This is a genomic window from Mycoplana rhizolycopersici (genome assembly GCF_013378445.1).
GTDB classification, from domain to species: Bacteria; Pseudomonadota; Alphaproteobacteria; order Rhizobiales; family Rhizobiaceae; genus Mycoplana; species Mycoplana rhizolycopersici.
On record NZ_JABXYK010000001.1, the window covers coordinates 212,431 to 232,449 of the forward strand.

The window sequence follows — 20,019 nt, forward strand, 5'->3', positions numbered from 1 at the left end:
TCTGAGTTTTGGGGCGCGCACGAAAGAAGAGGCGCCACGTGCATTTGGCGCGCTCCATACATGGTTTTACGCAATTGCGAAAGAGGCCGGCGGAAACTCTGTCTTGCGCTCCATGCAGCCCGCAGGTCGCAGTCCTTCACGACGTCACCGCCGGATCGAGCGTCACGCTCCACAGCCCACGGTCCTCGCGGTCCATCAGCCGCACCGTCATCTGCTCGCTCGAGCCGTCGATATCGACAAGGCCGAAGAACTGCAGGCCTGCCGACGGCGGCAGGTTGCTGTCGACGCCTCCGCCTGACGCCTTCATGAAGCGCACCTCCGGCCCGAAGGTCATATCCAGCGGATGCGGCCCGTAAGTGCCCGAATGCAGAGGTCCGGAGACGAACTCCCAGAACGGCTCGAATTCCTTGAACTTCGCCCGGACCGGGTCGTAGTGATGGGCGGCGGTATAGTGGATGTCCGCCGTCAGCCACACGACGTTGCGGATGGCATTGTCGCGCATGAAGGAGAGCAGGTCGGCGATCTCGCGCTCGCGCGCCGCCGGCGGCCCGTTCAGCCCGTCCGCCACGCCTTCATAGCCGAGCTTGCTGCCATAGTCGTCCCAGATCACGACGCCGAGCGGCATGTCGCAGGCGATCACCTTCCAGGTGGCCCGGGAGGCGGCAAGCTCGCGCTTGAGCCACGCCGCCTGCCGCCAGCCGAACAGGCCGAGCTCGTTGCCCCTGTTCGCCGTGCGGTAGGAGCGAAGATCGACGAAGAAGACGTCGAGAAGCGGGCCGTAGGCGACCTTGCGGAAGATCCGTCCCGGCTCGGTCGGAAAATAGCGGATCGGCGTCATTTCCTGAAACGCCCGCATTGCGCGCTGGGCATAGACGGCAACGTCCTTGTCCGGATAGCGCGGATCGTCGCGCAGGTCCGTCGAGGGCGACCAGTTGTTCAGCACTTCGTGATCGTCCCACTGGAAGAAGGTCGGCACCTGCGCATTGAAATCCAGAAGATGCCGGTCTAGCAGGTTGTACTTCCACTGCCCGCGATATTCGTCCAGCGTGCGCGCCACCTCGCGCTTCTCGTCGGTGACGATGCGGTTCTTCCAGATCGTGCCGTCGCGAAGCCTGATCTCGTCAGGGATCGGATTGTCCGCATAGATCGTGTCGCCGGAATGGATGAAGAAATCCGGCTCGTGCAGGGCCATGGTCGAATATGTCTTCATGCCGACGTCGTCGATGCCCCAGCCCTGCCCGGCCGTGTCCCCGGACCAGACGAAGCGGACCGACCGCCGGCGCAGCGGCGCCGTCCTGAACCGGCCGACGATCGGCTCGGAGACGAGATGGCTGGAAGTGGGATCGCTGGCCGTCAGCCGATAGAAGATGTCCTGGTCCGGCAGCAAATCGGTCAGGAGGTGCTTGGCGGCGAAGTCGGTCTCGCGCCCCGCCTTCAACACCGGGCCGCGGGTCGCGTTCGTAAAACTCTCGGTGGTGGAATATTCGACTGCGATCTCCACCGGCCTGTCTGCCCGCGCCCAGATCATGCCCGACGACGTATCGACGTCGCCGGACTGGACGCCGTGGGTAAAGACCGGGCTGCCGTGCCTGCGGGCATAGTGCGGCACTGCAAGCGCCGAGGATGCAGCCAAACCCGCGGCCGCGGCCGTCGCAAGGAAGGAGCGCCGTGTCAGGACGTCGGCCGCTTTCGCCATGGATCCCCCGTCGGTAGGGTGCGAATCGCCGCCCGATCCGCGCACGGCCGACCATCGGGGGCTCACGTGTCAGCGGCGTTACGGATCGATGACGCGGGGGATACAGTTCGGTGACGGGGAGGTGACGAGGGCTCGACCAGCGGGCGGCGGCTGGAGCATTTCGCCGAAGCGGCATCGCTTCGGCGTCGGATCATGCGGCAATAACAATGCCTAGGCCGCCAGTCCCTTCTTCTCCAGCATGGCGTCGATCGTCGGCAGCTTTCCGCGGAAGGCCTTGTAGGCATCCTCGGGATCGATGGCGCCCCCGACGGAGTAGATGTTGGCCTTCAGCTTTGCCGCCATGCCGGGATCGAAGGCGTCGCCCGTTTCGGTGAAAGCGGCAAACGCATCGGCATCCAACACCTCCGACCACATGTAGGAATAGTAGCCGGCCGAATAGCCGTCGCCGGAAAAGACATGCTGGAAATGCGGGGTGGCGTGGCGCATGACGATCGAGGCCGGCATCCCAATCTTCTTCAGTACCTCGCCCTGCACCACCATCGGGTCCTCGACGGCGCCTTGCGTGTGGAACGCCATGTCGACCAGCGCCGAGGAGGTGAACTCCACGGTGTTGAAGCCGGCATTGAAGGTCCGCGCGGCCAGGACCTTGTCGAGCAGGGCCTGCGGCATCGGCTCGCCGGTCTCGTAGTGCACCGCATAGGTCTTCAGGATTTCCGGCACCGTCAGCCAGTGCTCGTAGAGTTGCGAGGGCAACTCTACGAAGTCGCGGGAGACGGCCGTGCCCGAGACCGACGGATAGGTGACATCGGAGAGCATGCCGTGCAGCGCGTGGCCGAACTCATGGAACAGCGTGCGGGCGTCGTCGAGCGAAAGCAGCGCCGGCTTGCCCTCCGCGGGCTTGGCGAAATTGCAGACGTTGTAGATGATCGGAAGCTCTCCGATCGACCCGTTCTTCGACGGCAGCTTGTGCTGGCTCTGGTAGGCGCTCATCCAGGCACCCGAGCGTTTGGACGGGCGGGCAAAGTAGTCGCCGAGGAACATGGCGACCAGCTTGCCGTCGCGATTGCGGATCTCGAAGACGCGCACGTCTGGATGATAGACGGGCACGCCCGCAAGCGGCACGGCGTGGATACCGAACAGCCGTTCGGCGACGTCGAAGCAGGCCTCGATGACCTTTTCAAGTTGCAGGTAGGGTTTCAGCTCCGCTTCGGAAAAGTCAAACTTCTCCGCCCTCAGCTTTTCGGCATAGTATCGCCAGTCCCACGGCAGGACCGGATGGTTGCGGCCTTCGGCCGCCACGAGGCGGGCAAGCTCCTGCTCCTCCTCGCTGGCCCGCGCCACCGCCTTGTCCCAGACCTGCGTCAGCAGATCGTTCACCGCCTCGGGCGTCTTCGCCATGGTGTTGTCGAGCTTCAGCGCAGCGTAGTTTTCATAGCCCAGCAATTCTGCCTTTTCCGCCCGAAGCGCCAGCGTCTCGCGCACGATCTCGCGATTGTCGGTAGCGCCGCCATTCACACCACGCGCGATCCACGCCCGGAACGCCTGCTCGCGCAGGTCGCGGCGGCTGGAGAAGGTGAGAAAAGGTTCGATGATCGAACGCGACAGGGTCACCGCGTACTTGCCGTCCGCGCCCCGCTCGCGCGCGGCGGCCGCCATCGCATCCTTCAGGAAGTCGGGAAGCCCTTCGAGGTCCGCCACTTCGGAAAGAAGCAGTGACCAGTCCTTCTCGTCGGCAAGCACGTTCTGGCCGAACTGCGCGCCAAGGCCGGCGAGCCGCTCGTTGATGGCAGACAGGCGTTCCTGCTTCGGCTTTTCAAGTTTCGCGCCCGACTTGACGAAGCCCTTCCAGTGTCGTTCCAGCACCCGCATCTGCTCGACGGAAAGGCCGAGCGCATCCCGTTGCTCCCAGAGCGAATCGATACGGGCGAAGAGCTCGGCATTGTTGCCGATCTTGGAGTAGTGCCGTGACATCTTCGGCGCGATCTCGCGTTCCAGCGCCTGGATGACATCGTTGGTATTGGCTCCGGCGCGACTCCAGAACAGAGCCGACACCCGGGAAAGCTCGTCGCCGGCGATCTCGAGCGCCACCACGGTATTGTCGAAGCTGGCCGCAACCGGGTTCTTGGCGATCGCCTCGATCTCCGCTTCGTGCAGGACAAGAGCTGCGTCGAAGGCATCGGCGAAACTGTCGTCGGAGACGAGGTCGAAGCGCGGCAGGCCATTGATCCCGCTCCAGTCGACCAAAGCGGGGCTGATTTTCGAATTTGCGCTCATGCTGGTTGTCCTCGTCGTCGCGGCAGGTTGAGGAGCCGAATATAGGAACAGAATCCGCAGTTGTGTACGCTTCCCGATGCATTTCTTGCTTCAAGCCTTTCGGCACAGGCGCCCCGCCCGCGCCCCTCTTCAAATTCACTTGACGAAAAGGTGATGTTCGGTGAAATACATAGGTGTTGCGGCCCCGGACATCCCGCCGCAGCACAAACTTTGGTGCCGGGCCCCTCTGGCGAGAGTTTTACGGCGCTCTCGTGATGTCGGTACCGCCAGCATTTGAGCCGGCGGATTCAAAAACATGAAAATCCTCACCATGCCTGACGCGCATGCCCGTTCCGGCACGCGCATTCTCAACTTCTGCACCGCGCTGAACGCAATCGCACCGGAAAACGAGGTGCGGGCATGAAAGCGCACACCCATCAGTCAAGCCTCGGCTACTTCAAGTGGGCCTTCATCGTCACAGCCGTCGGCCTTGCGCTCGGCGCCTGGCTCGGCTGGCAGACCACCGGCACGATCGGCGGCATGGCGACGGTCTTCTTCATCTGCACCGTGCTCGCGGTGCTGGAGATCTCGCTCTCCTTCGACAACGCGATCGTCAACGCCAACAAGCTGAAAGACATGACGCCGGTCTGGCAGCACCGGTTCCTCACCTGGGGCATCATCATCGCCGTCTTCGGCATGCGCATCATCTTCCCGCTTCTGATCGTCGTGATCGCCGCCAAGATCGGCCCGATCGAGGCGATCGTCCTGGCCGCCAGGCAGCCGGAGGAATACGCGCGCATCATGCACGAGGCGCATCTGCCGATCGCCGCCTTCGGCGGCACCTTCCTCATGATGGTCGGTCTCACCTACTTCTTCGATCATGAGAAGGACGTGCACTGGATCGCCTTCCTCGAAAAGCGCATGGCCCGCTATGCGACAATCAAGGGCGTCGAGATCGCCTTTGTTCTGATCCTGGTTCTGGTGTTTTCCAGCTTCCTCGAGGGCGAAGCGGCGGACAGCTTCGTCTATTCGGCGATCTACGGTCTCCTGACCTTCCTCGGCGTCGAGATTGTCGGCGGCCTGCTCGACGCCTCGCAGGAGACGATGAGTGCTGCGGCCAAGGGCGGCCTCGGCGCCTTCATCTATCTCGAAGTGCTCGATGCCAGCTTCTCCTTCGATGGCGTAATCGGCGCCTTCGCCCTGACGCAGAACCTCTTCATCATCGCGATCGGCCTTGGTATCGGCGCCATGTATGTGCGCTCGATGACGATCATGCTGGTGGAAAAGGGCACGCTCGCCGAATATCGCTACCTGGAGCACGGTGCCTTCTACGCGATCCTGATCCTGTCGGTGATCATGTATTGCCAGACGCTCGTGCACATTCCCGAAGTGATCACCGGCCTCGGCGGCGCCGGCCTTATCGGCATCTCTCTCTGGTCGTCGATCCGCTACAACCGGCGCGAAAAGGCCGAGGACGCCGACGCGAGAGCGTTGGAAAACGTCTGACACGAATGGCGGCGCCCGCGCGCCGCCATTGTGACCCCAACGATGAAAAGGCCCGGCGATCATTGATCGTCGGGCCTTTTCCGGTCAATCTGTCACTGCACTGCGCATTCGAACGATGCGCTTGAAACTCTTATCGAAAGCCGAATTCGGCTTTCCTGTCCTTTGCGGACGTCCTTACTTCGGGAAGGAGGCCGGATCGATCCCGAGGATCTTCAGATCCCGGTCCCGCGGACGGCGGCGGCCTTCGACTGCCGCGGCAGCGGCACTGGCCGCGCCCAGGACTGCGAATGCGCGCCCCAGGAACCCCTGGCGGACTGCGCTGTTGAACTGGCTCATCGTGTTTCTCTCTTTTCTCTCTCTACACGAACATAAATGATACCGAAGAGCCTTGCGCACAATGCACAGATTCACAGGGCAGCCATGCAATGAAATCAGGTCGCAATTGCTTGCGGCCTGATTTCGTTTTCATCGGGTAATTTTTTAAGGTCAGTCTTCGCTCGCCGCCAGTTGCGAAAGCACCTGCCCCCTGCCGCGGGCGCGCAGGATCAGCGGCACGATCAGGGCTGCCGCAGCGATCAGGAGCAACACCACGGCGACCGGCGAGGCGACGAGCGTCGTCAGGTCGCCCTGGCTGATAGCAAGTGCGCGGCGCAACTGCTGCTCGGCCAGCGGCCCCAGGATGAGGCCGACGACGACAGGCGCGATCGGATAGCCGAAAACGCGCATGGCGTAGCCGAGCAGGCCGAAGGCGAGCAGCATGCCGAGTTCGAATACCGAAGGATTGGCGCCGATCGTACCGAGCGTGGCAAACAGCAGGATGCCAGCATACAGCCAAGGCTTTGGAATGCTGAGCAGCTTCACCCAAAGCCCGATCAGCGGCAGGTTGAGGACGAGCAGCATCAGGTTGGCGATCAGCAGGCTGGCAATCAGCCCCCATACGAGCTGCGGATTGGTGGCAAACAGCAGCGGGCCCGGCTGCAGGCCGTATTGCTGGAAGCCTGCCAGCATGATCGCAGCCGTCGCCGTGGTCGGCAGGCCCAGCGTCAGAAGCGGGACGAGCGTGCCGGCGGCCGAGGCGTTGTTGGCGGCTTCCGGTCCGGCCACGCCCTCGATGGCGCCGTTGCCGAATTCCTCCGGGTGCTTCGTCAGCCGCTTTTCTGTCGCGTAGGAGAGGAATGTGCCGATCTCCGCCCCGCCGGCCGGCATCGCCCCGATCGGGAAACCGATCGCGGTTCCGCGGAGCCACGGCTTCCATGAACGCGCCCAGTCGGCGGCACTCATCCAGACCGACCCTTTCACGGCCTCGATCCTGTCCGGTCCGCGATCGCCCTGTGCGGCAATGTAGAGGGATTCGCCGATGGCGAACATCGCCACTGCCAGCGTCGTCACTTCCACGCCGTCGAGAAGGTCGGGTATGCCGAAGGAAAGCCGCGCTTGACCGCTGAGCTGGTCGATACCGACCATGGCGAGCGCCAGGCCGACGAACAGCGACGTCAGTCCGCGCAGCGTCGAATCGCCGAAGGCCGAGGAGACCGTGACGAAGGCCAGCACCATCAGTGCGAAATACTCGCGCGGACCGAAGACGAGCGCGACCTTGACGATGAAGGGCGCGATGAAGGCAAGACCGAGCGTTGCAATCAGCCCCGCCACGAAGGAGCCGATGGCGGCAGTTGCCAGTGCCGGTCCGCCGCGGCCGGCGCGGGCCATCTTGTTGCCTTCGAGCGCCGTCACGATCGAGGCACTTTCGCCCGGCGTGTTCAACAGGATCGACGTCGTCGAACCGCCATACATGCCACCGTAGTAGATGCCCGCGAACATGATCAGCGAACCGGCCGGATCGAGCTGATAGGTCACCGGCAGCAGCAGCGCCACGGTCAGGGCCGGACCGATGCCGGGAAGCACGCCGACTGCCGTTCCAAGCGTCACGCCGATCAGCGCATAGAGCAGGTTCATCGGCTGGGCTGCGATCACCAGCCCCTGCAGGAGAAATTCAAACGTATTCATCCGCCGGTCCCCTTAGAAGAACAGGTGCTCGAGCGGGCCTGCAGGCAGTGACAGCTGCAGCAGCTTCGAGAAGATGACCCACACGACGAAGGCAAAGACGATCCCGATGGGAATTGTCTTCCAGAGCTTGCGCTGGCCGAAGGCGGCAGCGGTAAAGGCGAAGAGAAGCCCCGTGGCGATGGAAAACCCGGCGATCTTCAGGAGCAGCATCTGCGCAACGAGGCCGGCAACGATCCAGAATATCGGCCCGAGCTGCTGGTGCTCGCGTTCGGGAAAATCGCCACGCCATGCCTCGAACACCGTCCAGACGGCAAGCCCGAGAAGACAGATGGCGATGACGTAGGGAACCGTGGTCGGCCCGACCTGCGAATAGCCGGCCGCGCCGGCCAGGCGTGACACGTCCCAGAACATCACGCCGGCGATCACCGCCAGTACGGCGGCAATGACCAGCGCCGCCCCATCGGGGCGACGCTTTACATGTACAGGCTTGCTGCCGTTCGTCATTCGACCAGTCCGATTTCCTTGAGGATGCCTTCGGTCGCCGAAACATCCTTGGCCAGTTGCTCATCGAAGGCGGCGCCGGCGAGGTAGGTGTCCTGCCAGCCCTTGGTCTTCAGCTGCTCCTGCCAGGCGGCGGACTTCACGAGCTTTTCGATGTCGGCCGACACGGCGGCCTTCTGTTCGTCGGTCAGGCCCGGAGCCGCGGCAACCATGCGCCAGTTCTCCACGACCACGTCCAGACCGCTCTCCTTGATGGTCGGAGCATCGACACCCTCGATGCGCTCGTCGCTGGAAACGGCGAGCAGACGCAGCGTGCCCGCCTTCACCTGCGATTCGAACTCGCCATAACCGGAAATGCCCGCGCTGACCTGCGCGCCGAGAATGGCCGCCAGTGCCTCGCCGCCGCCCGAATAGGCGATGTAGTTGATCTTCTTCGGATCGACGCCTGCCTCCTTGGCAATGAGGCCGACCGCGATATGGTCCGTGCCGCCGGCCGAACCGCCGGCCCAGGAGACGGCGCCCGGATCCTTCTTCAGCGCCTCGACGAGGTCACCGAAGGTCTGGAACGGCGACGATGCCGGAACGACGATCGCCTCGTACTCGCCGGTGAGGCGCGCAATCGGCGTCACGTCCTTCAGGGTCACCGGCGACTTGTTGGTCAGGATCGCTCCGACCATGACGTAGCCGCCGACGATCAGCGAGTTCGGGTTACCCTTGTCCTGGCTGGCGAACTGGGCAAGACCGATCGTTCCGCCGGCGCCCGGCACGTTGACCACCTGGACGTTGCCGGAAATGCCTTCGCTCTGCATCACCGTCTGCAGGGTGCGCGCGGTCTGGTCCCATCCGCCGCCGGGATTTGCCGGGGCGATGATCTTGTAGTCGGCGGCAAAGGCCGGCAACGCGAGCGCGCCGGCTAGAATGGAAGCAAGGAAAAACTGTTTCAAGGCGTGTCCTCCGTCAGGCGCGGCTCATCCCGGCAGCGCATCGTTTCGCTTGCGAAGAGGAGAACAACGGCGCCGCCCGGCTAGACTGCCGATAGGGCGCTGCAACTTTTCTGGCGGGTCTCCTCCCCGTCTCCTCGCCGTCCACCTCCATGGGCGGCTGGGACCTCAAAGCGATCACAACAACCTGTCATCTACCTGACATCGCGCGAACGACAAGGGCTGATCCGCTACTGGGCCGCTACTGGGCACGCAACACTTCGTTCCAGCGCGTGATCAGCCGCGCGCGCTTCACCTGATCGAGATAGACCATCAGGCCGGGGCTGACAGGGACCGGCTTCAGCTGCGTGCCGAGCATCGCCTGCATGTGACTTGCCGTATTGTCGCCCGCCACCTCCGGCGAAACGGCCGCGATCTGCAGCTTGCGTGCCATGATCGTCTGCCCCTCCTTCGACATGAAGAACGACAGATAGCGCCTGCCGAGCTCCGGAGATGCCGCCGCCTGCGGCACCAGTCCGATTCGAGACATCACGACCGTATAGTCCTTCGGCAGCACGATGCCGACATCCCGATGCTTTGCCGCCCAGTCGGCCGCGTAGGATCCGAGAATATTGTATCCGAGGACAAAGCGCCCATCCGCGATGCGCTCGAGAATGGCCGAGCTGGTCGAATAGAGTTTTACGCCGGCCGACCCCATCGCCCCGATCACCGTCCAGATATCGCCGAACTGCTCCTGGTCGCGCGCCATGAACAGAAAGCCGACCCCGGAACGCTCGATGTCGTAGGTGCCGATGCGCCCGTAGATATCGTTTCCGTGCCGCGTGAGGTAGGCGAGAAACTCCGCCCGCGAAGCCGGCGGTTTCTCGTGGGCGAAGCTCGGTTTGTGATAGACGAACACCGCCGGCTCGAACGTCAGCGCATAGGCGGTGTTTCGCCAGTTGGCCCATTGCGGCCAGGCCGCACTCATCGGCAGGTCGCTGCGCTGGGCATAGCCGTCGTTGCTGAGTTTGACCTGCAGGTCCATCGCCGAGGAAAAGGCAAAGTCGGCGGTCTTCTGACCGGCATCGGTCTCCCGAACAATCCTGTCATAGACCTCGCCGGTCAGCATTTCGTCGTAGCGAACCGCGACATCGGGATTGGCGGCCTGGAACGCCTTGATCATCGGCCGTGCAAGCGGCTCGTCGAGCGAGGAATAGACCGTCAGAACCGAAGCGTTACCCTTGCTGTCGGCCGCCGGATAGAAGGTCTCGGCCGCAAACGCGGCCGGACAGAGCGAAACAACGAAGGCAAGAGCAAGAAAGAGGCGCATGCTTCCGACCTTGCCAAAGCAGGGCGGACTGCACAAGCCGGACGGCCTATTCGGCAGGTTGGGGAAGCTCGTGCCAACGCGTACGAAAGCTCCTTTGCACCGCGCAGGCCACCACGATAAGCTTGCGCAGGAGGAGATCAAACGTGCGCATCCTGCTCGTCGAAGACAACCATGCCCTTGCCGACGGGCTATCCGCCATCCTGCGCGGCACCGGCCACGCCGTCGACGTGGTCGGCGACGGCGCATCGGCCAATGCTGCGACCGCGGCCGAAGCCTTCGACCTGGTGATCCTGGACCTGACGCTGCCGGAAATGGACGGGCTGGAGGTGCTGCGGGCCATGCGCGCGCGCCAGAACAGGTCCGCGGTACTGATCCTCACGGCGCGCGGAGCCGCCGAAGACAAGGTCAAGGGGCTCGATCTCGGCGCGGACGATTATATGAGCAAGCCATTCGACATATCGGAATTCGAGGCGCGGGTGCGCATGCTGCTGCGCCGCCAGGCAGGGCTGCGCTCTTCGGCGCTGAGTTTCGGCGGCGTCGATCTCGATCTCAACTCGCGCACGTTTTCCGCAGGCGGCGCGCCGCTCGACATTCCTGCGCGCGAGCTGGGCCTTCTGGAAATCCTTTTCATGCGCGCGGGCAAGGTCGTGTCGAAGGAAGCGATCATGCAGTCGCTGGCCGCCTTTGACGACGACCTGAGCGCCAACGCGATCGAACAATATGTCAGCCGGCTGCGCAAACGCATCGCACCGCACGGTCTGACCGTCCGCACCGCCCGCGGCATCGGCTACTATCTCGACAAGGCGTCGCCGGCTTGAGGCGCCATCCGGCCCAGTCGCTGCGTCGGCAGCTCCTGCTCTGGCTTCTGGTGGCGACGGCCGTCTTCGGCGTCCTTGCGCTGATCGACACCTATCGCGAGGCCGTGAAGACCGCCGACACCGTTTCCGACCGTGTCCTGGCAGGATCCGCTCTCGCGATCGCCGAGCGCGTCGTAGTGACGGAAAACGGCCTGCTGGAGGTGGACATCCCCTATGTGGCGCTGGAGATGCTGACCTCGGCAGCACAGGACCGCGTCTTCTATCGCGTCGAAGGGCCGCCGGGCCACTTCATCACCGGCTATCAGTCGCTTCCGCAGATCACCGAAACCGGGGGGCAGCCCACCGCCTACGCGGATGCGACCTTTCGCGGCGAGCCGATACGTGTCGCAGTGCTGCACCGGTCCGCCTCGACCGGCGTCAATTCCGTACCCTTCGTGGTCACGGTCGCCGAGACGACCATTGCGCGACGCCAGCTGGCGCAGGCGATCCTGCTTCGCTCCGCCCTGCGGCTCGCGCTGATGATTGCGGGCGCTGCAGCGATCGTCTGGATCGCCGTCACGCTCGCCCTGCGTCCGCTCTACCGCCTCAGCGACGCCATTGCCGAACGCAACCCGAGCGATCTGCATCCCATCGAGCAGGAGGTTCCGAAGGAGGTGCAGGGGCTCGTCGACACGGTCAACTCCTTCATGGTCCGGCTGCAATCGGCCCTCAACTCGCTGAGGCATTTTTCCGGCAATGCCAGCCACCAGTTGCGGACGCCGCTTGCGATCATCCGAACCCAGCTGGCGCTCGCCAGCCGGGCGGGATCGCTGGCAGAGGCGCAGGCCGCGGCACGAAAAGGCGACGATGCCGTCGCCCATGCGGAGCGGATCCTGGCGCAGCTTCTCCTGATGGCGAAGATAGACGCCGCCGGCTCGGCCGAGCCGCGACGGCACGACCCGATCGACATCGCCGAACTGGCCCAGGCCACCACCGCCGACTATGTACCGCTTGCGGCCCAGGCCGGCATAGACCTCGGTTTCGAGGGGGCTGGCCCGGCCCCGGTCCGTGTGGAACCGCTCCTTTTCGGCGAGATGTTGCGCAACCTGATCGAGAACGCGATCGCCTATGCCGGGCGAGGCGCAGAGGTGACGGTTTCCGTTCGGGGAGAAGCCGAGGCGACCTGCTTGCGCGTGGAGGACAATGGGCCAGGCATTCCGGCCGAACGCCGGGCGGAGGTGCTGCAGCGCTTCGCGCGTGGCGGCGATGGCATCGCTCCCGGCATGGGGCTGGGGCTTCCGATTGTCGAAGATATCGCCGCCCTGTTCGGGGCGACCTTGACGCTGGAGGACGGCACGGCCGGCCGCGGCCTCTGCGCAACCGTCACCTTTCCTGCCGGTTAGAGCTGTAGCGGCTCTCCGCGGCCCTTCACCAGGGGCAGCGAGCCCTCAGGGCGCCTTGCCCTCTTCCGGCTGCTCGACCGAGTACTTCATGATCAGCGGCATCTGGGCGAGCGTGAAGAGGATGGTGATCGGCATCGTGCCCCAGACCTTGAAGGCGACCCAGAAATCGGTCGAAAAATGGCGCCAGACGACTTCGTTGAGCACGGCGAGCACGAGGAAGAACAGGCCCCAGCGAAGCGTCAGCTTCTGCCAGCCCTCTTCGGTGAGCTTGAAGGCCGCGTTGAAGACGTAGCCGAGAAGCGGCTTTCCGAAGGCGAGCCCACCCAGCAGGATCACGCCGAACAGCGTGTTGACGATGGTCGGCTTCATCTTGATGAAGGTGTCGTTCTGCAGATAGAGCGTCAGCGCGCCGAAGACGAAGACGACGATGCCGGAGACGAGCGGCATCATCGGCAGCGTCCGGGTCAGCACCCAGGAGACGGCGAGCGCGGTCGCGGTCGCGGCCATGAACATGCCGGTGGCAATGAAGATCGGTCCACCAAGTTCGGCGAGCGCCGGAAAATGCCCCGCCAGCCACTCGCCGCGCGAATTGGCGAAGAAGAAGACCACGAGGGGACCGAGTTCCAGCACCAGCTTGAGAACCGGGCTGACCTTGGGCTTGCCGGTCTCCTCCAGCGTTTCGATGATCCTGTCGTTGCTCATGCCTCAACCCCTGCGATCGCCTGCGCGAAATCTTTTGCTTCGAAGGGTTCGAGATCGTCGATCCCTTCGCCGACACCAATGAAATAGACCGGCAGCTTGTGCTTGGCGGCGATCGCCACAAGAATGCCGCCGCGAGCCGTACCGTCCAATTTTGTCATGATCAGGCCGCTGACGCCGGCGACATTGCGGAAAATTTCCACCTGATTCATCGCGTTCTGGCCCGTGGTCGCGTCGAGCGTTTGCAAAACCGTGTGTGGGGCGTCCGGATCGAGCTTGCCGAGCACGCGGACGATCTTCTCCAGCTCCGCCATCAGTTCGGCCTTGTTCTGCAGCCGCCCGGCGGTGTCGATGATCAGCACGTCGCTGCCCTTCGCCTTCGCCTGCTCGTAGGCCTCGTAGGCGAGACCGGCAGCGTCGGCGCCGAGTTTGGAGGACACGATCTCCGACTTGGTGCGATCGGCCCAGATGTGCAGCTGTTCGATTGCGGCGGCGCGGAAGGTATCGCCGGCAGCCATCATGACCTTCAGCCCGGCGCCCGAAAGCTTGGCTGCCAACTTGCCGATCGTCGTCGTCTTGCCGGTGCCGTTGACGCCGACGACGAGAATGACATGCGGCTTGTGCGACAGGTCGAGTTCCAGAGGTTTGGCCACCGGTTCGAGCACCTTGGTGATTTCGCCGGCCATGATGCGGCCGACGTCCTCGCCGGTGACGTCCTTGCCGTAGCGTTCGGAGGCCAGCGTGTCGGTGATGCGCAATGCGGTCTCGACGCCGAGGTCGGCCTGGATCAAGAGGTCTTCCAGATCCTGCAACGTCGCATCGTCGAGCTTGCGCTTGGTGAAAAGGCTGGCGATCTGGCCGGTGAGCTGCGACGAGGTGCGGGCAAGGCCGGCACGCAGGCGCTGGAACCAGCTGAGCCTTGGCGCGGGAACGGCGGCAGGTGCATCCTTCGGCATCTGGTCAGCCGTCGAAAAGCCTTTCGGCAAGGCCGGCGCTGGACCGGCATCCGCAACGGGCTCCGCACCAGACGTCGTTGCCCCGCCACCCTTTGCTTCCGTCTTTTTTTTCCTGGCCGACTTTGGCTTGGCCGGTGCCGGCTCGACGGGCTCTTCGAGCGGCAGCGGCGACGGCTCGGCAAGCTCTGCCATCGCATCTGCGTCGGCCGCGCGGAAATCATCGATCGCCGCAGCCTTTGCGGCCTCCGCCGCTTCGATTTCCTCATGCGCGTGTTCGACGCCGCCAAGGCCGATATTGACCAGTTCGGCAGCGCGCGTAGCCTCGACCTCGGGGGTCAACGTCGCCGACGGGGTGCTCGTCTCCGAGGCGGCATCGAGGCTGTCTGGCGCGGGTCCGCCCGCCGTCTCGATTTCCGGCGCAGCCACTTCGTCAGGAGTGATCGGCAGCGGGTGGACAACGGGCGGTAGTGGATAGATGTCCGCCTGCGGCTCGACACGATGCAGATCGGCTTCGGGATTGGCCGCTTCCGCTTCGTCAAGCAGGAGATCGCGATCTTCGGCAAGCGCGACCAAAGGCTCGGCATCGACGGCATCGGCGTGCGGAACAGGAACGTCTTCTGTCGAAAGTACGTCCTCCTGCTTCAACGCCTCCTCGGGCACCTCCTTCGCGGGCGCGGTGTCCTTGCCGAAGGTGAAGACTTTCTTGATGAAGCCGAAGGCCATGAATGAATTCCGCTAGTTGCGTAAAGATGCGGGCTCCGCCCGCACGGTCAGGTGCTTGCCATTGTGGCCGGTGACGATCACCGAAACAAGGTCGCGGGGCGCAAACCCCGTGGCATCGGCCAGCGTGAAGTTCTCCGTATGCGCCAGTCCGTTGTTTTCGACAAGGATCGTTTGCCGGCTTCCGGCCATGGCGGAAAGATGGTCCAGTTGCAGCCGTTGTCCAGTCTCGCGCAGCCTGGCCGCCCGTTCCTTGACCAGCGCCCGGTCCAGCTGCGGCATGCGCGCGGCCGGGGTACCGGGGCGCGGGCTGTAGGGAAAGACGTGCAGTTGCGCGATGCCACATTCCTCGGCGAGGCTGGCGCTTTGGCCCGCCATCTCCTCGGTTTCCGTCGGAAAGCCGGCGATCATGTCGGCGCCGAAGCTCATTTCCGGACGCAGTTCTCGCGCGGTTCGACAGAAAGCGATCGCGTCGTCGCGCGAATGACGCCGCTTCATCCGCTTCAGGATGAGGTCGTCGCCGTGCTGCAGCGACAGATGCAGGTGCGGCATGAAGCGCGGCTCGTCGGCGATCAGGTCGAAGAGATGACGATCCGCCTCGATGCCGTCGATCGAGGACAGGCGCAGCCGGATGATGTCGGGCACCTGCTTGAGGAGGGTCTTGGCAAGCAGGCCGAGGCTTGGTTGCCCCGGCAGGTCGCCGCCATAGCTGGTCGCGTCGACGCCCGTCAGCACGATCTCGCGATACCCGCCTTCGACGAGCGTGCGCGCCTGGTCCACGATCGCCCCCATCGGCACGGAGCGGGAATTGCCGCGACCGTAGGGGATGATGCAGAAGGTGCAGCGGTGATCGCAGCCGTTCTGCACCTGGATAAAGGCGCGGACGTGTCCGTCGATGGCCTTGACCATCTGCGGCGCGGTCTCCGTCACGCTCATGATGTCATTGACCCGGACCTTCTCTTCCGCCGATACGCCGAAATCGGGCAGCGAGCGATAGGAGGCGCTCCTCAGCTTCTCCTCGTTGCCGAGCACCGCATCCACCTCCGGCATTTCGGCAAAGCTATCCTTCTCCGTCTGCGCCGCACAGCCGGTGACGATGATGCGGGCATGCGGGTTGTCGCGGCGGGCTCGGCGGATCGCCTGACGGGCCTGGCGCACCGCCTCGCCGGTGACGGCACAGGTGTTGACGAGGATGGCGTTGTTCAGCCCGGCCTTCTCGGCTTCGCCGCGCATCACTTCCGATTCGTAGGTGTTGAGACGGCAGCCGAAGGTTATGACCTCGACGCCGCTCAAAGTGCGGCCGCCCCGTCAGCGGGCTTTTCGTGATCGCGCTGCCAGGCCCCGGTTGCGGGGTCGAGCATGCCGGACCATTCCCATTCGGCCGGGCCGGTCATGACGACATGGTCGTCGCTCTCGCGCCATTCGATGGTGAGGATGCCGGGTGGGTTGGCCGAGGCGACGTGCACGTCGACCTTGCGGCCGGTACGGCCGGTGCGGGCGCCGCTGACGGCCGCAGCACATGCGGCCGAGCCGCAAGCGAGCGTCAGTCCCGCGCCGCGCTCCCATGTGCGGGTGGTCATGGCGGTGCGCGAGGTCACCTGCGCCAGCGTGATGTTGGCGCGCTCGGGGAAGATCGGGTGGTTTTCCAGAAGCGGGCCGAAGCGGGCAAGGTCGTAGGACATGACGTCGCGATCGACCCAGAAGACGGCGTGCGGATTGCCCATCGACATGGCCGAAGGCGAATGCAGCACTGGATCGTCGATCGGGCCGATCTGCAGCTCGATCCGGCGCGTGTCGTGAAATTCCTCGGCAAGCGGGATCCGGTCCCATTCGAAGACGGGCCTGCCCATGTCGACGGAGATCGTGCCGTCCGCATGCTCGACGGCATTGAGGATGCCGGCGACGGTCTGGAAGGTGAAGGTCTTCTTGCCGGTCTCGGCGGCGAGCGCCTGGACGACGCAGCGCGTGCCATTGCCGCAGGCCTGCGCCTTGCTGCCGTCGCAGTTGAGGATGTCGATGAAGGCGTCGGTGCCGTCGACCCTCGGATCATGGATCGCCATGATCTGGTCGAAGGCGGTCTCGGCGTCGCCGGCAAGTGCGATCGCAGCCTGCGGCGCGACGCGGTCGGCGCGGCCGCGCATGTCGACGACGAGGATCTTGTTGCCAAGCCCGTTCATCTTCGCGAATTCGACCGTGTTGCTCATCAGGATGCCTTCGTTGCGTTCGGCCGTCTATATGGCGGAAATGCAGGGAAAATACCAGTGGCGCGCCGGCGGACGCGCGCAATGGCTTTCCCAAGTCCGGCACCCTGTCCGCAGCCGCTCCCGGCAGAAGACGGGCGTGGGAGCCCGGGCGGCACGCGACCTTACGCCTCCGGCACGTCGAAGACTTCGCCCGCCCGCAGCGCGCGAAACCGCGCGGGGGCGATATCCCTGCCGGCAAGCGCGGCCTTCAGCATGTCGACCGGCGCGTCGATTGCCTCGTCGGTCAGTTGTACCGTTCCGAAATGATGGCCGACGGCGTGCGCCGCCCTGCAGGCGAGCATGCCGTCGACCGCTTCATGGGCGCTCTGGTGCTGGCTCTTCATGAACCAGCGGGGCTCGTAGGCCCCGATCGGCAGGCAGGCGAGGCGGAAGCCTCCGTGCCTGTCGGCAGCCGCCCGGTAGTTGAGGCCGTCGTGAAAGCCGGTGTCGCCGATGTGGTAGATGTTTCCGGCCGGGGTCGTCAGCACGAAGGCTGCCCATAGCGCCATGCGGCGATCGCGCGTGCCGCGCGCCGACCAGTGGTGGCAGGGCTCGCAATCGATCACCAGATCGTCCCACAGGGACATCCGGTCCCCCCAGTCCATGTCGGAAATCTTCGCCTTGGGAATGGCGCGGCGGATGATGGTGTCGTTGCCGAGCGGGGTGACGATGTGCGGCGCATGCCGCGCAAAGAGCCGCTTCAGCGTGACGAGATCGAGATGGTCGTAGTGGTTATGGGTGACGATCACGATATCGATGGGCGGCAGGTCGTCGAAACCGATGCCGGGCGGGACGACACGCCTTGGCCCGGCAAAGGTGAACGGGCTGGTGCGGACCGACCAGACGGGGTCGGTGAGAATGTTCAGGCCCGCCACCTGAATGAGCAATGTCGCATGGCCGACCATCGTGACGCGCAGATCCCTGCCGTCGATCCGTTCCTCCGGCCGGGCGGGGGGAAAGGGGCTTGGCGCAGACTTTGGCCAGCGCGCCCGCCCGCCGCCGAACTGCCAGCGCAGGAGATCACGGAGGCCGCGGGGCGGGTCGCCACCCGGATTGAAAAACTGCGTACCGTCGAAATGATCCGAGACAGGACCGTTGTAATAGGGGTTCCGGGGCCTTTCCGGCATGGGCGGCTGTCCAGTTTGTTACGCGCGTGACGTTTCAGCGCCATTGAATTCCTAATCTGGCGTCGACGATTTCGGATTGCCAGCGTCGAAACTTGACTTTCCGCCCGCTTTCCTGTTTATGCCGCGCATCTGCGACAAGTTCAGACACTTGAAGCCGCCGACCGGGACCCGTGAAGGTATAAAGAGATCCCGGAGGTCAACACCCGACAGCGCGATGCGCCCTCGGGTGGTTTTTGGCTTTGCGTCTTGTTTTTGCCTGCAGATGCACCGACGTTTCCGGCACGCACGGAAACAAGAAGGACGAAGCAATGTTTGAAACACTCCAGGACCGCCTTGGCGCCATCTTGAATGGCCTGACAGGCCGTGGCGCGCTCTCCGAGGCGGATGTCTCGGCGGCGCTGCGCGAGGTCCGTCGCGCGCTGCTCGAAGCGGACGTGGCGCTGGAAGTGGTGCGCTCCTTCACCGAAGCGGTGCGCGAGAAGGCGGTCGGCGCGGAAATCCTGAAAAGCATCAAGCCCGGCCAGATGGTCGTGAAGATCGTGCATGACGAGCTCGTCTCGATGCTCGGCTCCGAGGGCGTCTCGATCGACCTCAATGCGTCCGCCCCGGTCGTCGTCATGATGGTCGGCCTGCAGGGCTCGGGCAAGACGACCACCTCGGGCAAGATCGCCAACCGGCTGAAGACGCGCGACAAGAAGAAGGTCCTGCTGGCCTCGCTCGACACGCGCCGTCCGGCAGCCCAGGAACAGTTGCGCCAGCTCGGTGTGCAGACCGGCATCGATACGTTGCCGATCATCGCCGGCCAGTCGCCGACCGATATCGCCGCGCGCGCCGTGCAGGCCGCCAAGCTCGGCGGCCATGACGTCGTCATCCTCGACACCGCCGGCCGTACGCATATCGACGAGCCGCTGATGATGGAGATGGCGGAGATCAAGCGGAAATCCAATCCGCACGAGATCCTGCTCGTTGCCGACGCACTGACCGGTCAGGACGCCGTCAACCTCGCCCGCAACTTCGACGAACGCGTCGGCATCACCGGCCTGGTGCTCACCCGCATGGACGGCGACGGCCGCGGCGGTGCGGCGCTTTCGATGCGCGCCGTGACGGGCAAGCCGATCAAGCTGATCGGCGTCGGCGAGAAGATGGGCGAGCTGGAGGAATTCCATCCCCGCCGCGTCGCCGACCGGATCCTCGGCATGGGCGACATCGTCTCGCTCGTCGAGAGGGCAGCGGAAAACATCGACGCCGAGAAGGCGGCGGCGATGGCCGAGAAGATGGCGAAGGGCAAGTTCGACCTGAACGACCTCGCCGATCAGCTCCGCCAGATGCAGAAGATGGGCGGCATGGGCGGCATCATGGGAATGATGCCCGGCATGGCCGGCATGAAGGACAAGATGGCCTCCGCCGGCCTCGACGACCGGATGTTCGGCCGCCAGCTCGCGATCATCTCGTCGATGACCAAGGCCGAGCGCGCCAATCCCGACATGCTCAAGCATTCGCGCAAGAAGCGCATCGCGGCCGGCTCCGGCACGGATGCCAGCGACATCAACAAGCTTCTGAAGATGCATCGCCAGATGGCGGACATGATGAAGATGATGGGCGGCAAGAAGGGCGGCGGCATGATGAAGCAGATGATGGGCGGCCTGGCCGGCAAGATGGGGCTTGGCGGCCTCGGCGGCGGCATGGGCGGCATGCCCGACCTGTCCAAGCTCGACCCGAAGCAGCTGGAAGCCTTGCAGAAGCAGGCGGAGGCCGCGGGCCTGAAGCCGGGCGGCGGCGGCCTCCCCGGTCTTGGCGGAAAGCTGCCGGGCCTTGGTGGCGGATTCCCGGGATTGCCCGGTCTGCCGAAAAAGAAGTGAGGAAA

16 protein-coding genes are annotated in these 20,019 nt (G+C 64.5%); 4 read left to right on the forward strand and 12 right to left on the reverse strand.

The features are described 5' to 3' along the window. Positions 1 to 136: 136 nt before the first annotated feature. A complete protein-coding gene (locus tag HV823_RS01015) occupies positions 137 to 1,696 on the reverse strand; it encodes an alkaline phosphatase D family protein (protein ID WP_176947886.1) in 1,560 nt (519 codons plus the stop codon). Between the two features lie 210 nt (positions 1,697 to 1,906). Then, complete coding sequence (locus HV823_RS01020) at positions 1,907 to 3,970, reverse strand: M3 family metallopeptidase (protein WP_176947887.1); 2,064 nt, start codon at positions 3,968 to 3,970, stop codon at positions 1,907 to 1,909. A 399-nt stretch (positions 3,971 to 4,369) separates the two neighbouring features. Between HV823_RS01020 and HV823_RS01025 the strand changes: the two genes are divergently transcribed. Then, positions 4,370 to 5,455 carry a DUF475 domain-containing protein gene (locus HV823_RS01025; RefSeq protein ID WP_176947888.1) on the forward strand — a complete coding sequence of 362 codons (1,086 nt, stop codon included), beginning with the start codon at positions 4,370 to 4,372 and terminating at the stop codon, positions 5,453 to 5,455. A gap of 174 nt (positions 5,456 to 5,629) precedes the next feature. Here the strand turns inward: HV823_RS01025 and HV823_RS01030 are convergent, their stop codons facing one another. From HV823_RS01030 to HV823_RS01050, 5 genes are all read right to left on the reverse strand, one after another. Then, a complete protein-coding gene (locus HV823_RS01030; protein ID WP_176947889.1) occupies positions 5,630 to 5,791 on the reverse strand; it encodes a hypothetical protein in 162 nt (53 codons plus the stop codon). Positions 5,792 to 5,941: 150 nt separating this feature from the next. Next, on the reverse strand, positions 5,942 to 7,459 hold the full coding sequence (locus HV823_RS01035; protein WP_176947890.1) for a tripartite tricarboxylate transporter permease: 1,518 nt from the start codon (positions 7,457 to 7,459) through the stop codon (positions 5,942 to 5,944). 12 nt (positions 7,460 to 7,471) lie between these two features. Beyond that, complete coding sequence (locus tag HV823_RS01040) at positions 7,472 to 7,963, reverse strand: tripartite tricarboxylate transporter TctB family protein (RefSeq protein WP_176947891.1); 492 nt, start codon at positions 7,961 to 7,963, stop codon at positions 7,472 to 7,474. Continuing rightward, on the reverse strand, positions 7,960 to 8,904 hold the full coding sequence (locus tag HV823_RS01045; protein WP_176947892.1) for a Bug family tripartite tricarboxylate transporter substrate binding protein: 945 nt from the start codon (positions 8,902 to 8,904) through the stop codon (positions 7,960 to 7,962). Before HV823_RS01045 ends, HV823_RS01040 begins: the two co-directional genes overlap by 4 nt. Before the next feature lie 238 nt (positions 8,905 to 9,142). After that, positions 9,143 to 10,210, reverse strand: a complete 1,068-nt coding sequence (locus tag HV823_RS01050) for an ABC transporter substrate-binding protein (protein ID WP_176947893.1) — start codon at positions 10,208 to 10,210, stop codon at positions 9,143 to 9,145. A gap of 143 nt (positions 10,211 to 10,353) precedes the next feature. Here HV823_RS01050 and HV823_RS01055 point away from each other — a divergent pair, with 143 nt between their 5' ends. Together HV823_RS01055 and HV823_RS01060 are read left to right on the forward strand one after the other, a co-directional pair. Beyond that, on the forward strand, positions 10,354 to 11,028 hold the full coding sequence (locus tag HV823_RS01055; RefSeq protein ID WP_176947894.1) for a response regulator: 675 nt from the start codon (positions 10,354 to 10,356) through the stop codon (positions 11,026 to 11,028). Further along, a complete protein-coding gene (locus tag HV823_RS01060) occupies positions 11,025 to 12,410 on the forward strand; it encodes a sensor histidine kinase (protein WP_176947895.1) in 1,386 nt (461 codons plus the stop codon). The genes HV823_RS01055 and HV823_RS01060 overlap by 4 nt, the downstream gene beginning before the upstream one ends. A 45-nt stretch (positions 12,411 to 12,455) precedes the next feature. Here the strand turns inward: HV823_RS01060 and HV823_RS01065 are convergent, their stop codons facing one another. From HV823_RS01065 to HV823_RS01085, 5 genes are all read right to left on the reverse strand, one after another. After that, positions 12,456 to 13,112, reverse strand: coding sequence for a septation protein A (locus HV823_RS01065; protein ID WP_210270654.1), 657 nt, complete (start codon positions 13,110 to 13,112; stop codon positions 12,456 to 12,458). Further along, positions 13,109 to 14,788 (reverse strand): signal recognition particle-docking protein FtsY, encoded by a 1,680-nt coding sequence (ftsY, locus tag HV823_RS01070; RefSeq protein ID WP_176947896.1) that lies wholly within the window; start codon positions 14,786 to 14,788, stop codon positions 13,109 to 13,111. Before ftsY ends, HV823_RS01065 begins: the two co-directional genes overlap by 4 nt. Before the next feature lie 12 nt (positions 14,789 to 14,800). Beyond that, a complete protein-coding gene (gene mtaB, locus HV823_RS01075; RefSeq protein WP_176947897.1) occupies positions 14,801 to 16,078 on the reverse strand; it encodes a tRNA (N(6)-L-threonylcarbamoyladenosine(37)-C(2))-methylthiotransferase MtaB in 1,278 nt (425 codons plus the stop codon). Beyond that, complete coding sequence (dapF, locus tag HV823_RS01080; protein WP_176947898.1) at positions 16,075 to 16,989, reverse strand: diaminopimelate epimerase; 915 nt, start codon at positions 16,987 to 16,989, stop codon at positions 16,075 to 16,077. The genes mtaB and dapF overlap by 4 nt, the downstream gene beginning before the upstream one ends. Positions 16,990 to 17,150: 161 nt before the next feature. Beyond that, the gene (locus HV823_RS01085) at positions 17,151 to 18,155 is read right to left on the reverse strand and encodes an MBL fold metallo-hydrolase (RefSeq protein ID WP_176947899.1); all 1,005 of its coding nucleotides are present in this window, start codon (positions 18,153 to 18,155) and stop codon (positions 17,151 to 17,153) included. 308 nt (positions 18,156 to 18,463) lie between these two features. Between HV823_RS01085 and ffh the strand changes: the two genes are divergently transcribed. Next, positions 18,464 to 20,014, forward strand: a complete 1,551-nt coding sequence (gene ffh, locus HV823_RS01090; RefSeq protein WP_176947900.1) for a signal recognition particle protein — start codon at positions 18,464 to 18,466, stop codon at positions 20,012 to 20,014. Positions 20,015 to 20,019: the final 5 nt, after the last annotated feature.